Genomic DNA, 12,496 nt, shown 5'->3' on the forward strand with positions numbered 1-12,496 from the left:
TCGCCGCGCGACGATGCCGGGCCTGAGCTGTGGTGGAGTCGAGCGCCTGCGCACGGTCTGGCCGGTTGCGCGCTGCGAGGGAACGGGCTAGCCCTCGCGTGCATGTACGCCGAGCCGCGGAGGTCGTCGCTGACGGGTGCCGGGGTCGCGGCGGCGACGGTGTACGTGGGGCTGGGGAGCAACCTCGGCGACCGGCTGGCGACCTTGCAGGGGGCGGCGCGACAGCTGCGGGACGGTGTCGTGCCGGGGACGGTGCTGGTGCGCAGCTCGCCGGTCTATGAGACGCGACCGCTGGGGCCGTCGACGGCGGAGTACATGAACGCGGTGGTGGAGCTGCGCACGGTGGTCGAGCCGGCGGCGCTGCTGTCGGCCTTGCAGGGGCTCGAGCTGCTCCACGGGCGGACCCGGCGGACGCGCTGGGAGGCGCGGACGCTGGACCTCGACATCCTGATGTGGCTGCCAATCGGGCTGCCGAGCGGGCTGCCAATCGGGCTGCAGGGGCTACTGCTGGACACGCCGGGGCTGCGTTTGCCGCATGCGGAGCTCGAGCGGCGGGACTTCGTGCTGGCGCCCCTGGCTGCGCTGGCGCCCGGGCTGCGGCCGCGCGGTGGGGCCAGCGTGGCCGAGCTGCTGGCCGCCCTGAACGCCGCCGATCGAACGATCGTGGCGCAGGTCGCCGAGCATCTGTGTTAGCTTCCCGGCCTTCCGTCGGACGGACGGGCGGATAGCTCAGTGGTAGAGCAGCGCCCTTACAAGGCGCGGGTCGCAGGTTCGATCCCTGTTCCGCCTACAACAGTCGGTGCCACGAGAGAGGCCGGGCGCGCGCCCGACCTCTCCGCCTTCTGTCTCTTGTGACATGTCCCGGAGGACATGGCCTCAGGGGCAGGGGAAGATGGTGTCGAGGGCGGCGAGGCCGGCCTCGAGCTCCTCGACGGTGGGGTCGGTGGCGGCCCACAGGTCCGCGAGGGCCTTGGCGTTGCCGGCGTCGCGCTCATCGGCCTCGCGCTGGAGGACCGGGCCGGCGATCTTGAGGTACTGCCACACGGCCGGCAGGTAGGCGTCGTTCTTGCCGCAGCTGCCCTCGAGGTAGGTGACGAGCTGGTTGCGGACCAGCAGGGCGAAGCCGCGGTGGAGGGCCTGGTCGAGCTGCTCCCAGCCCAGGCCAAACTCGGCCTGGCCCTCGGCGTCGACCATCGGCAGCAGCGGGTACATGCCGTTCATCTGCTCGTGGTCGCGCCAGCAGCGGACCGCGAGGATGCCGTCGTGGATGCGCTCGTGGGTGTTCTTGCTGGCGACGCGCAGGTCGCTGGCGATGCCGATGCCCTTGTCGATGCTCTGACCGCCGGTGTAATAGGCCCAGGCGGAGTCGCAGTCGGCGGCCTTGACGGAGGCGCAGGTCTCGGCCTCCTTGTAGACGGAGAGGTAGAGGAACCAGTCGAGGACAGCGTGGATGGTGGCAGCGTGGACCTGGGCGTCGCCGTCGCCGGTCTGGCCGGCCGCGAAGGCGGCGTCGATGAGGGGCTGCATGGTGGAGGGGCCGACGCAGCGCTCGGGGTACTTTTTCCACAGCGCCTCGACGGTGCACTGCTTGTCGGACTCGACCTGCGGGTCCCACTCGGCCATGGGGATCGCGGGGTAGTGCAGATCTTCGCGGCGGACGAGGCGGGACTCGAGGCCCTCGGGGGTGATGTACGCGTCGCGCGCGGCGGTGAAGTCCGCCTCGCTCGGGACGACGCCGTCGCGCCACAGCAGGTCCGCGGCGGTCTCGTACTGGACGACGCGGGCGACAGAGCCGGGGACCTTGACGTCGACCTGCTTGTACACGCCGTTGTCGACCACGCAGGGGGCCCAGGTGTCGTCCTTCGACATGTTGACGCGCGGCTGATAGTCGCTGGCGAGGGCCTCGCAAGCGCCCTCGTCGATCGGTGAGATCTGCAGGGCCTCGCAGGGGTCACCCGTGGGATCTCCGGTGGTCGCGGTGGTCGTGTCCGTGGGATCTCCGGTGGTCGCGGTGGTCGGGTTCTCCGTCGTCGGCGTGTCCGTCGTCGGCGTGTCCGTCGTCGGCGTGTCCGTCGTCGCGTCGCCCGTGGTGCCGGGTGACGATGTGCTGCCCGTACCTGGGTCGGTGTCGGTGACGCTCGGGTCGCCCTCCTTGCAAGCGGAGGCGATCAGGAGCAGCGAAAATGGGATAGTCCAGCGTGTCGTTGTCATGCAATCCACCTGTCGAGGCATGCGACGGTAGAGCAGTCCAGGGCGGGCGACGACGGCACTTCCCCGGGTCGAGTGCCAGGCAAATCCACCTGTACGGTGCTCGCGTGAGCGCGACAACGTTGAGGTGGATCTACCTAATCTGCGTGCTCGAGATCAGGTGTCGGCGGAGACGAGGCCGATGCGGATCGCGTGACGGACGAGGCCGGCGACGTGGTGGACGTCGAGCTTGGCCATGATGCGGCCGCGGTGGCCCTCGACGGTCTTCACGCTGAGCTGCAGCTGCTTGGCGATCTCCGGGCTCGACTTGCCCTCGGCGACGAGCTGCAAGATCTCTCGCTCGCGGTTGGTGAGGGCATCACCGGGGGTCGGGTCCCTCGCGGGACGCTCGCCGCGACGCGACTCGAACAGGACGATCTTGGCGATCGCGGGGCTGAAGAAGGCGTCGCCGCGGGCGACGGCCTGGATTGCGGAGACGAGGTCGGAGAGGCCCGAACCCTTGAGCAGATAGCCGCTGGCGCCGGCGCGGATCGCCGGGCGGACGTACTCCTCGCCGGCGTGCATCGAGAGGATCAGGACCTGAGTCGCGGGGAAGTCCTTGCGGATCTGGCGGGTCGCGTCGACGCCGTTGAGCTCGGGCATGCCGAGGTCCATCACGACGACGTCCGGGCGGTGCTGGTTGACGGCCTCGACGGCGGCCCGACCGTCGGCGACCTCGGCGACGACGGTGATGTCGTCGCGCACGTCCAGGAGGGCGCGCAGGCCCTCGCGGACGATGGTGTGGTCCTCGGCGAGCACTACGCGGATCGGTGCGCGGGTCGTCACACGGACAATGTATCACGCGACGACGACGGCGGTGTCGTCGCCATCTTCGCTGAGCGTGACCTGCGGCAGGTCGACGATGACGTGCGTACCCATGTCCGGAGCGCTGTCGATGCGGAGCGTGCCGCCGAGTAGTTCCACCCGCTCGCGCATGCCGACGAGGCCGCGTCCGCCCACCGAGCCGGCGGGCCTCGTCGGGCTCGGGTCGAAGCCGCGGCCGTTGTCGTGGACCTCGAGGTGGATCTTTCGCGGGGCGAGGGCGAGGCGGACGACGACGCGGGTGGCGCGAGCGTGGCGGGCGACGTTGGTGAGGGCCTCCTGGATGACGCGGTAGCAGGCGCTCTCGAGGGCGGGGCTGAGGCCGGAGGCGGGCGGGGCATCGAGCTCGCAGTCGATGATCGTGTCGGCGCGCTCGCCGAGGTCGTCGCACAGGCGCTGGATCGCGGCGACGAGGCCGACATCGTCGAGGATCGCCGGCCCGAGCATGCTCACCGCGCGGCGGATCTCCTCGAGCGTGGCGTCGGCGATCGTGAGGGTGCGGGCGGCGAGGCCGGCGACCTTCTCGGAGCCGCGGGCGCCGGCCTCGGCGAGCTGGGCGATGATCTGCAGGTTGATGCGGATCGCCGTGAGCGCCTGGCCGGCGGAGTCGTGCAGCTCGCGGGCGATGACCCGTCGCTCGGCCTCCTGCAGCAGCAGCGCCCGCGAGGACAGCTCGCGCAGGCGCTCCTCCTTGGCCTGCAGCTGGGTGTAAGCGGCGCTCAGCTGGGAGGAGCGCTCGGCGACCTGCTGCTCGAGGGTCTGGTTGAAGCGGGCGAGCGCGGCCTGGCTCTGGTCGATGCGCCGGGTGGCGCGGGCCATGGCGCGACCGGGGATGAAGTAGATCAGCGAGGCGAGGCCGAGGCCGAGAGCGCCGAAGGGGATCAGGAGCAGGAGGGCGCCGGCGCGGGCCTCGTCGAGGACGACGCCGGTCCAGGCGTGACCGACGACCTGCTCATTGATCTCGATCGGGGCCGACTCCCACATCAGGGGCTCTGCGCCGGTCCTGCGGCCGAGCGGTTGGTCGTCGAGGGGCACGCGCACGCCGCTGCGGTCGACGATCTCGATGCGGGCGATGCTGGTCTCCTCGGTGAAGGCGCGGATGTGGGCGAGCAGCTTGTAAGCGTCGTAGCGCCACAACACCGGGCGATCCTGGATCTCGCGGCTGATCGCGGAGGCGACCTGCACGGCGGTGGCCTCGGCCCGGGTCCGCAGGGTCCGGACGGTCAGCACGAAGTAGGCCAGCGGGGCCGAGAGCGAGACCAGGACGGCGAGCAGGACGACCAGCGGGAGCATGCGCGCGCTCAGGTAGCGGCGCAGGTCGACACTGTCCTTTCGGACATGTCCCGAAGGACCGGTGGCGCGGCTCACTGGTCCTCCGGGAGCGGGATGTAGCCGCTCGCTCGCATGAGGCTGCGGGCCTGCTCGCCGTCGATGAAGCGGAGGAACTCGGCGGGGGCGCCGACGGGGGGCTCGACGCTGACGAGGGCGAGGTCCTTGGAGAAGGGGTAGCGGCGCGACTGGACGCTGGCCTCGGAGGGGGCGATGTCGTCGATGCGGAGCGGCTTGACGGGGAGGCGCTGGAGGACGATGGCGCCGAGGTCGAACAGGCCGACGGCGCCGGCGGTGATGCTGAGGGCCTCCTGCATGGCCTGGTCGCTGTCGACGACGCGCCAGCGGGCGTCGCGATAGGCGGTCTGGTTGATGGCGGCGAACTCGGGGAGGACGGCCTCGACGGCCTGGTGGCTGGAGTCGCCTGGTTCGCGCTGGATGACGACGATCGGTGTGCCGTCGGACCAGCGGGAGCGGCGGCCGGCGTAGAGGTCGAGGAGCTCTGCGAGGGAGATGGAGTCTTCGGGGACGCCGAGGTTGACGGCGACGACGACGGGGACGCGGGCGTAGGGGACGCGGAGGAGATCGAGGGCGAGCTCGCTGTCGCGGAGGGGGCGGGAGACGAGGCCGAAGTCGACGACGTCGTCGTAGGCGGCGTGGACGCCTCCGGTGGAGCCGATGCTGTCGAAGACGACGACATGGCGACCGGGGTGGGTGGCCTGGAAGGCCTCGGCGAGGGCGCGGGTGAGCGGGAGGTTGCTGCCGGAGCCGGCGAGGTGGACGACCTCGGGGGGGCGGGTGGTGGAGCGGAGGTAGAGCAGGGAGTCGCGCGGGACCTCGCCGCTGGTGAAGGGCTCGCGGGTGGTGCCGATGAGGTCGACGAGGAGGAAGCCGGCGACGCCGACGGCCGCCGCGAGGATCACGGCCACGCCGATCCACAGGGCGGCCAGCGAGGCGGGGGACTCGACGTCTTCGGGGTCGATCTCGGGGGACACGGTCTAGAAGCCGAACTCGAGCAGGAGGTTGAGGCCGCGGCCGGGGCCGTTGATGCTCGAGCCATGATAGCGGTAGGCGGCGTTGGCGAGGTTCTCGAGGACGGCGGCGACGAGCACGTGGGGCTGCCAGCGGTAGCCGGCGCGGAGGTCGACGACGGCGAAGCCGGGGGTGCCGCCGTAGGGGATGCGCTGGTCGTCGACGTCGGAGATCGCGAGGCGGTCCTGCTTGCGAGCCCAGCGTAGGGCGGTGGCGGCGTAGAAGCCGGTGGCCGGGGCGCGCCAGGAGACCTCGAAGGTGCCGTTGAGCGGGGGGACGCGCGAGAGGGGGACGCGCGAGGGGGTGGCGCCGGGGACGGCGTTGGGGCCGTCGCCCCAGGCGTAGGCGATCGTGGCGCGCATGCCGACGCCGGCGGGGAGGAACAGGCGGAGGGCGCCGTCGAAGCCGCGGATGAAGGAGCGACCGGCGAGGTTCTGCAGGACGTAGGTGGCGGTCGAGCCGGCACAGCCGGTCTCGAAGCCGGGCGGGCAGTTGGCCTTGTCGAGCGGGGCGCGGGCGATGAGGCCGTCGATCGCGGTGCGGTAGCCGAACAGCGCCAACTCGAAGACGCGCCGCTCGACGCGGATGCCGGACTCGAGGGCGAGCGACTTCTCGGGGCCGAGGTTGGGGTTCTCGCCCTGGTAGCCGGCGCCGGTCTGCTGGCGGCTGGTGAGGTCGTCGAGGTTGGGCGCGCGGAAGCCCTGGTCGAGGTTGACGATCCACTTGACGCCGTCGACGAGGCGAAGGGCCGCGCCGCCGCCGGCGACGGCGGTGGCCCAGCGCTTGTCGACGCCGGCCGAGAGGGTCTTCGGGTCGCCGGGGGCGTTGGCGGTGACGAAGGCCCCGCGCCCGCCGATGCGCAGCTCGAGGCGATCGAAGATCTTGAAGGTGCCCTCGGTCCACAGGCCCGAGCTGAGGTACTTGCCGCCGTTGAGATACTGCCCGCGGCTGCCCTCGCTGAGGATGTTGACCGGCGGCAGGTAGAGGTTCCACGCCTTGCTGACGATCGTGTCGTGGTAGAGGTCGAGGCCGTAGTTGAGGGAGAAGCGCAGCTTGCCGGCGGGGCCCCACTCTTTGGTGCGCACGTTGAGGCCGGTGCCGCCGGTGTAGACCTCGTCGCGGCCGATGATGCGGTAGGTCGAGTCGGCGCCGCGGTCGTAGCGGCGGCGCTCGTGCTGGTTCTGATAGTTGACGGTGAAGCGCAGGCGCTCGGCGAAGGCGGGGCCGTCGCGCAGGTCGAGGGCGGTGTAGACGAGGGTCCGGTACTGCTCGTCGTAGGTGAGGCACTCGGTCTGCGGGGCGGTGGCGGGCGGGCAGCGGTCGGTACGGGGGGCGTCGGACTGGCGGTAGTCGTAGTAGGCGAAGGTGACGCGGAGCTTGTTGTGGGCCTGCCAGACCAGGCGGGCGTCGGCGGTGAGCTCCTTGAAGCCGGTGCCCTTCTGGGTGACGCCGTCGGCGGCGAACAGGGGGGTCTTGACCTCGCGGCCGTCGGCGAGGGAGTAGATGTGGCCGCCGGCGCGGAGGAGGCTGACGTCGCGGTAGCCGACGCCGCCGAAGAAGCCGAGCTTGTCCTTGTAGGAGAGGTCGAGCTGGGCGCGGCCGCCGAGCTCGCCGTCGGCGGTGGCGGAGCGCCACATGCCGCGGGGGTGGACCTGCCACTTGCGGGCGCCGAGCTGCATGGAGGGGTCGATCGGTGTGGCCAGGAGGGCGCCGCCCATGGCATCGGAGCCGTAGCGGGTGGAGGCGCTGCCGCGCAGGACCTCGAGCTTTTGCACGGTGCGCGAGTCGATGGTGAAGAAGTACTGGTTCGGGCCCTGGCGGAAGGTGCTGTTGTTGAGGCGGATGCCGTCGAACATCATGATCGTCTGCTGGCCGGTGAGGCCGCGGACGTAGGGGGAGCCCTGGCCGTGGGCGGTCTGCTGGACGTAGACGCCGGGCTCGAAGCGGAGGGCGTCGGGGGCGGAGCGAGGCAGGCGCTCCTCGAGGTCGCGGCGGGTGACGACGCTGGCGGCGCGGGTGCTGTGCTCGGGCTTGACGCGCAGGTCGTGGGGGACAACGGTGCGGGCGGTCCGGCGGGCGCGGGCGGGTCGCGGGGCGGGCGGCGCAGAGCTGGCCTCGAGGACAGGTCCGAGCCAGGCCAGGACGGCGAGGCAGACCACTCGAGCGATGCTACGGGACACGGGAGCCGCATTGTCGCGGCTGACTGGCGGGGGAATTAGGGTGGATCTACCTGCTACTCGACACTTCGGTGGCGTTGGGCTCCTGTGTGGTCAGGCGGGTTCGCCTTCGACCACCGGGCGGCGGAGTTCGACGAGCAATTCGTGCTCTGGCGTGCCGATCTCCGGCTCCTCGCAGTAGCCCCATTGCACGTGGGGTGGAAGCGACATGAGGATCGACTCGGTGCGACCGCCGGTCTTGAGGCCGAACACGGTGCCGCGGTCGTAGAGGAGGTTGAACTCGACGTAGCGGCCGCGGCGGAGCTCCTGCCAGCGGCGCTGGGCGGGGCCGAAGCTGGTGCCGACGCGGCGGCGGACGATCGGGACGTAGGCGTCGAGGAAGCGCAGGCCGCCGTCGCGGATGAACGCGAGGAGCCGCTCCTCGTGGCCTGGCTGGGTGGGATCGATGACGAGGTTGTCGAAGAAGATCCCGCCGACGCCGCGGTGCTCGCCGCGGTGCTTGAGATAGAAGTAGCGCTCGCACCATTCGCGGAAGCGCTCGTGATCGCCGACGCCGGGGTGGGCCTCGCAGTGGCGCTGCCACACGCCGTGGAAGTGCTGCTTGTCCTCGGGGAAGAAGTAGTAGGGCGTGAGGTCGGCCCCGCCGCCGACCCAGCGGCGCTCGCCGTGCTCGATGTAGCGGAAGTTGGCGTGCACGGTGGGCACGTAGGGGTTGCTCGGGTGGAGCACGAGCGAGACGCCGGTGGCGAAGAAGCTGGTCCCGGTGCCGGGGAGCTGGGCGGCGAAGGCCGGCGTGAGCTCGCCGAACACGACCGAGGTGGCCACGCCGCCCTTCTCGATGACCTGGCCGCGGAGGATCTGGGTGAGGCCGCCGCCGCCGGCGGGGCGGGTCCACTCGTCGGCGAGGAAGCGGGCGTCGCTGCCCTGCTCTTGCTCGAGGGACCTCGAGGCCGGCGCAGATCACCGACTGGAGCTCACGGGCGATGGTGGCGGCGCGCTGCTGGGTCGGCGTGAGGGTCGGCCTGACGGTTGGCTCGCTGGGGCTGCTCATGCGGCGCGAGTGTAGCGGGGGCCCTGGGCCACCGGGTGGCGGATCTGCGCTAAGGTTGCCGGCATGTTGTCGGAGTCTCCGCAGACGCTGCTCGCGGTCGCCTCGCTCGCCCAGGTGGTCGATGCGCCGATGTCGACCGAGCGGCTGCGGCAGGCGGTCGCGGGCCTCGGCGGGCTCGCGGGGGCGCTGCTGCTGCCGATGCTGTCGTCGTGGTTACGGCTGTTGATGCAGCTGCTCGAGCCGAACCACTCCGGGCTCGGGCATCAGCAGCGGGTGTCGGGTCTGGCGGTGGCGCGGGCGCTGCTGCTGACGCTGCTGCTGGGCTTCATCGTGATGAACTGGCAGCAGGCGACGAGCGAGCTGCAGCAGGTGCAGGCGGAGGCCCCGATCGTCGGCTCGACGCTGACGGGCTTCGCGATCGGGCTGGTGCTGTGGCTGATCTATGCGCTCGGGCTCGGGGCGCTGCGCGCCGACTGGCAGCGGGCGCGCACGGGTCGGCGCATCGGCGGGCTGCTGCGCTGAGCCCTGCGTGGGGCTGTCGCTGAGGTCGCTGGTGGCGCGGATCTGCACGATGTGGCGGCAATTCGCCGACGGGGCGAGGCGGAGAATTTTGCGATGATGGGCGCCGCGGCCGATGGAACCCTTCAGCGCCAGCTCCGGGGAGAAGACGCTGCCGGGGGAGATCGTGCCGACCGACCAGACGCTGGCGGCGGACGGCAAACCACCGCACGCGACGCCCGCGGCGATGACGGGGCCGTTTCGCATCGGCCGCTTCACGGCGGTGCGCCAGCTCGGGGCCGGGGGGATGGGGGTCGTGTATCTGGCCTACGACGACCAGCTCGACCGCAAGGTGGCGATCAAGCTGCTGCAGGACAAGCCGAGCAAGGACGCGGGGAGCCTCGGGCACGCCCGCCTGCTACGCGAGGCGCAGGCGATGGCGCACGTGTCTCACCCGAACGTGGCGGCCGTGTACGAGGTGGGCAAGCTCGGCGACCAGGTGTTCGTCGCGATGGAGTTCGTGGAGGGCAAGACGCTGACGCAATGGTTGGCGGCCGAGCCGCGTGAGTGGCGGGCGGTGGTGGAGATGTACCGTCAGGCGGGGCGCGGGCTGGCGGCCGCGCACGCGGCGGACATCGTGCACCGCGACTTCAAGCCCGAGAACGTGATCGTCGGCGACGACGGGCGGGCGCGGGTGCTGGACTTCGGGCTGGCGCGCGCGAGCCGTGATCTGCCGACGATGCCGCCCGCGGAGATCTCGGGCACGGAGATGCGGCTGAGCAGCTCACTGGCGGCCCAGCTGACGCAGGCGGGCTCGCTGATCGGGACCCCGGCGTATATGTCGCCGGAGCAGTATGTGCGGGCGGCGATCGACGCGCGCAGCGACCAGTTCAGCTTCTGCGTGAGCCTGTTCGAGGGGCTCTACGGGGCGCGACCCTTCGGCGGACAGACGCTGGCGGAGCTGATGGCGGCGGTCACCCGCGCCAAGATTCAGGTGCCGAGACAGCATCGGCCGGTGCCGGGCTGGTTGCACGAGGTGGTGGTCCGCGGGCTGCACGTCGACCCGGCGCGGCGCTGGCCCGACATGCAGGCGCTGCTCACGGCGCTCGCTCGAGATCCCGCGCGGCAGCGACGGCGCCTGGCGCTGCGCGTCGGCGGGGCGGCGCTGGTGCTCGGTAGCGTGGTCGTGGGGCTGCGGGCGCGCGAGCAGGCGGCGACGGTGTGCAGCGGGGCGGCGGCCCAGCTGACGAAGGTGTGGAGCCCGGAGCGCGCGCGCGAGGTGGCGGCGGCGTTCGCCGCGACCGACCTGAGCTACGCACCGACGGCAGCAGGGCACGCGATCGCGGGGCTCGATGAGTACGCGGCGGCGTGGACGGTGGCACACACACAGGCGTGCGAGGCGACGGCGCTGCGGCGCGAGCAGTCGCAGGAGCTCCTCGATCGCCGGATGGCCTGCCTCGACGAGCGACGCGCGGCCCTGCGGGCGCTGGCGGGGGTGCTGGTCGCGGCCGACGCGGAGGTGGTGGAGCGGGCGGTGCAGGCGGTGGCCGGGCTGCCGCGGCTCGAGCCCTGCGCCGACGCGGCGTACTTGCAGGCGCGGGTGCGGCCGCCGGACGACCCGGGGGCGGCGGCGCAGGTCGAACGGACCCGCGAGCAGCTGTCGCTGGCGCACGCGCTGGCGCTGGCGGGTCGTTTTGGCGGCGCCGAGGAGATCGTCGACGCCGCGGTGACGCAGGCGGAGCGGCTCGCGTACGGACCGCTGTTGGCGTCGGCGCTGCGTCTGCGCGGGGAGCTGCGCAGCGGGGAGGGTCGCTACGCGGAGGCCGAGGCGGCGCTGCGGCGGGCCTATGTCGAGGCGCGCAGCGCCGGCGACGGCGAGCAGGCGGCAGCGGCGGCGACGATGCTGGTGGGAGTGACAGGGGCCGCGCTGGCACACTTCGAGGCGGGGGCGCTGTGGCGCGAGGTGGCGAGCGCCGAGGCGGCGGGCAGCGCCGATCCGCTGGCGCAGGCGGACCTGGCCTTCAAGACAGGTGGCATGGCGATCCGCGAGGGGGACTACGCGCGCGCGGAGGCCGAGACGGCGCGGGCGCTGGGGCTGCGCGCGGCGGTGGTCGGCGCGGAGGACAGCTCGCTGATCGTGGTGTTGAACCAACTCGGCGGGTCGCTCGAGAAGCAGGGCAAGTACGCGGCGGCGGGCGAGCACATCCGGCGGGCGCTGGCGATCGGCGAGGCGGCGCTGGGACCGGAGCACCCGCTGGTCGCGGCGGCGACCGACAACCTCGGGGCGATCTTGCAGGCGGAGGGACGCTATGAGGACGCGCTGGTCCAGCACCTGCGGGCGCTGCAACTGCGCGAGCGGGTGTTCGGGCCGGAGCACCTGCAGGTGGCCGAGTCGCTCAACAACCTGGGGATCGTGGCGGAGAGCCTGGGCCGGCCCGGAGAGAGCGAGGGTTATTTTCGCCGCGAGCTGGCGATCCAGGAGAAGAACCTCGGGCCCGAGGCGCCGGCGGTGGCGCTGTCACACACGAACCTCGGGGCGGTGCTCCACATCCACGGCGACGAGGACGGGGCGCTCGTGCACCTGCAGCGGGCGCTGGCGATCCAGGAGAAGACGCTGAGCCCCGGGCACCCGGAGACGGTGTTCGTGCTGGCCAACCTCGGGCTGGTGGCGCGCGCGAAGGGCCAGCTGCCGGAGGCGCTCGACTACCTCGGTCGGGCGCTGCGCGTGACCGAGGCGAGCCTCGGGGCGGAGCACGTCAACGCGGCGTCGATGCACCAGAACATCGGGGCGATCTTGCAGCAGCTCGGGCGCCGCGACGAGGCGCTGAAGGAGCTCGTGCGGGCGCGGGAGATCCGCGAGAAGGCGCTCGGCCCCGGGCATCCAGAGGTCGCCCTGCTGCGCGCGAACATCGGGTCGCTGATGGTCGAGCAGGGGCAAGTTGTGGCGGCCGAGCCGGAGCTCCGGCGCAGCCTCGCGGACCTCGAGGCGGCGCTCGGGGCGAAGCACGCGGACCTGGCGGACCCGCTGCTCGGGCTGACGGAGCTGCTGCTGCGCAGCGGTCGCGAGGGGGAGGCGGTGCCGCCGGCCGAGCGGGCGGTTGGGCTGCTGACGGGCGAGGCGCGGGCGCCGGCCGCGTTCGCGCTGGCGCGGGCGCTGGTGGCCGCGGGCGGTGACCGCACGCGGGCGGCGGCGCTGGCCCGCGAGGCGCAGGCGGCGTGGCCGACCGGCGGCGCGGAGCGGGCCGAGGTCGACCGCTGGCTGACGCGACACGGGCGGTGATCGGCTGTCCGCAGGGACAGGTTGCGGTGACTGTCTGAAGAGACAGGTTATGGTGGCTGT

Annotated in this window: 8 protein-coding genes, 1 tRNA gene and 1 pseudogene; 4 read left to right on the forward strand and 6 right to left on the reverse strand. The window is 72.2% G+C overall.

Annotated elements, in window-relative coordinates:
• Positions 1-102: 102 nt before the first annotated feature.
• The gene (gene folK / locus IPJ59_RS04685; RefSeq protein ID WP_293269929.1) at positions 103-693 is read left to right on the forward strand and encodes a 2-amino-4-hydroxy-6-hydroxymethyldihydropteridine diphosphokinase; all 591 of its coding nucleotides are present in this window, start codon (positions 103-105) and stop codon (positions 691-693) included.
• Between the two features lie 25 nt (positions 694-718).
• Positions 719-790: transfer RNA gene (locus IPJ59_RS04690), tRNA-Val, on the forward strand.
• Positions 791-876: 86 nt separating this feature from the next.
• Here IPJ59_RS04690 and IPJ59_RS04695 read toward each other — a convergent pair.
• The 6 genes and pseudogenes from IPJ59_RS04695 to hemF form a co-directional block, all read right to left on the reverse strand.
• Positions 877-2,211, reverse strand: coding sequence for a hypothetical protein (locus IPJ59_RS04695; RefSeq protein ID WP_293249802.1), 1,335 nt, complete (start codon positions 2,209-2,211; stop codon positions 877-879).
• A gap of 153 nt (positions 2,212-2,364) precedes the next feature.
• Positions 2,365-3,033 carry a response regulator gene (locus IPJ59_RS04700; protein ID WP_293249799.1) on the reverse strand — a complete coding sequence of 223 codons (669 nt, stop codon included), beginning with the start codon at positions 3,031-3,033 and terminating at the stop codon, positions 2,365-2,367.
• Positions 3,034-3,045: 12 nt separating this feature from the next.
• Positions 3,046-4,437 carry a sensor histidine kinase gene (locus IPJ59_RS04705; RefSeq protein ID WP_293269930.1) on the reverse strand — a complete coding sequence of 464 codons (1,392 nt, stop codon included), beginning with the start codon at positions 4,435-4,437 and terminating at the stop codon, positions 3,046-3,048.
• Positions 4,434-5,393 carry a PstS family phosphate ABC transporter substrate-binding protein gene (locus IPJ59_RS04710; protein WP_293249793.1) on the reverse strand — a complete coding sequence of 320 codons (960 nt, stop codon included), beginning with the start codon at positions 5,391-5,393 and terminating at the stop codon, positions 4,434-4,436. Before IPJ59_RS04710 ends, IPJ59_RS04705 begins: the two co-directional genes overlap by 4 nt.
• A gap of 3 nt (positions 5,394-5,396) precedes the next feature.
• Positions 5,397-7,610, reverse strand: a complete 2,214-nt coding sequence (locus IPJ59_RS04715; protein ID WP_293269931.1) for a TonB-dependent receptor — start codon at positions 7,608-7,610, stop codon at positions 5,397-5,399.
• A 90-nt stretch (positions 7,611-7,700) separates the two neighbouring features.
• Positions 7,701-8,486: pseudogene (gene hemF, locus IPJ59_RS04720) on the reverse strand (oxygen-dependent coproporphyrinogen oxidase); the annotation flags it as partial.
• Between the two features lie 235 nt (positions 8,487-8,721).
• Here hemF and IPJ59_RS04725 point away from each other — a divergent pair.
• Both IPJ59_RS04725 and IPJ59_RS04730 read left to right on the forward strand, forming a co-directional pair.
• Positions 8,722-9,180, forward strand: coding sequence for a hypothetical protein (locus IPJ59_RS04725; protein ID WP_293269933.1), 459 nt, complete (start codon positions 8,722-8,724; stop codon positions 9,178-9,180).
• Between the two features lie 112 nt (positions 9,181-9,292).
• Positions 9,293-12,436, forward strand: coding sequence for a serine/threonine-protein kinase (locus tag IPJ59_RS04730; protein WP_293269935.1), 3,144 nt, complete (start codon positions 9,293-9,295; stop codon positions 12,434-12,436).
• Positions 12,437-12,496 lie beyond the last annotated feature (60 nt).

This window comes from Nannocystis sp. (assembly GCF_016714285.1).
Classification (GTDB): domain Bacteria; phylum Myxococcota_A; class Polyangia; order Nannocystales; family Nannocystaceae; genus Nannocystis.

Coding starts and splice junctions, on each gene's coding strand:
- folK (WP_293269929.1), top strand. CDS start 103: ATGTACGCCGAGCCGCGGAGGTCGTCGCTGACGGGTGCCGGGGTCGCG.
- IPJ59_RS04695 (WP_293249802.1), bottom strand. CDS start 2,211: ATGACAACGACACGCTGGACTATCCCATTTTCGCTGCTCCTGATCGCC.
- IPJ59_RS04725 (WP_293269933.1), top strand. CDS start 8,722: ATGTTGTCGGAGTCTCCGCAGACGCTGCTCGCGGTCGCCTCGCTCGCC.
- IPJ59_RS04730 (WP_293269935.1), top strand. CDS start 9,293: ATGGAACCCTTCAGCGCCAGCTCCGGGGAGAAGACGCTGCCGGGGGAG.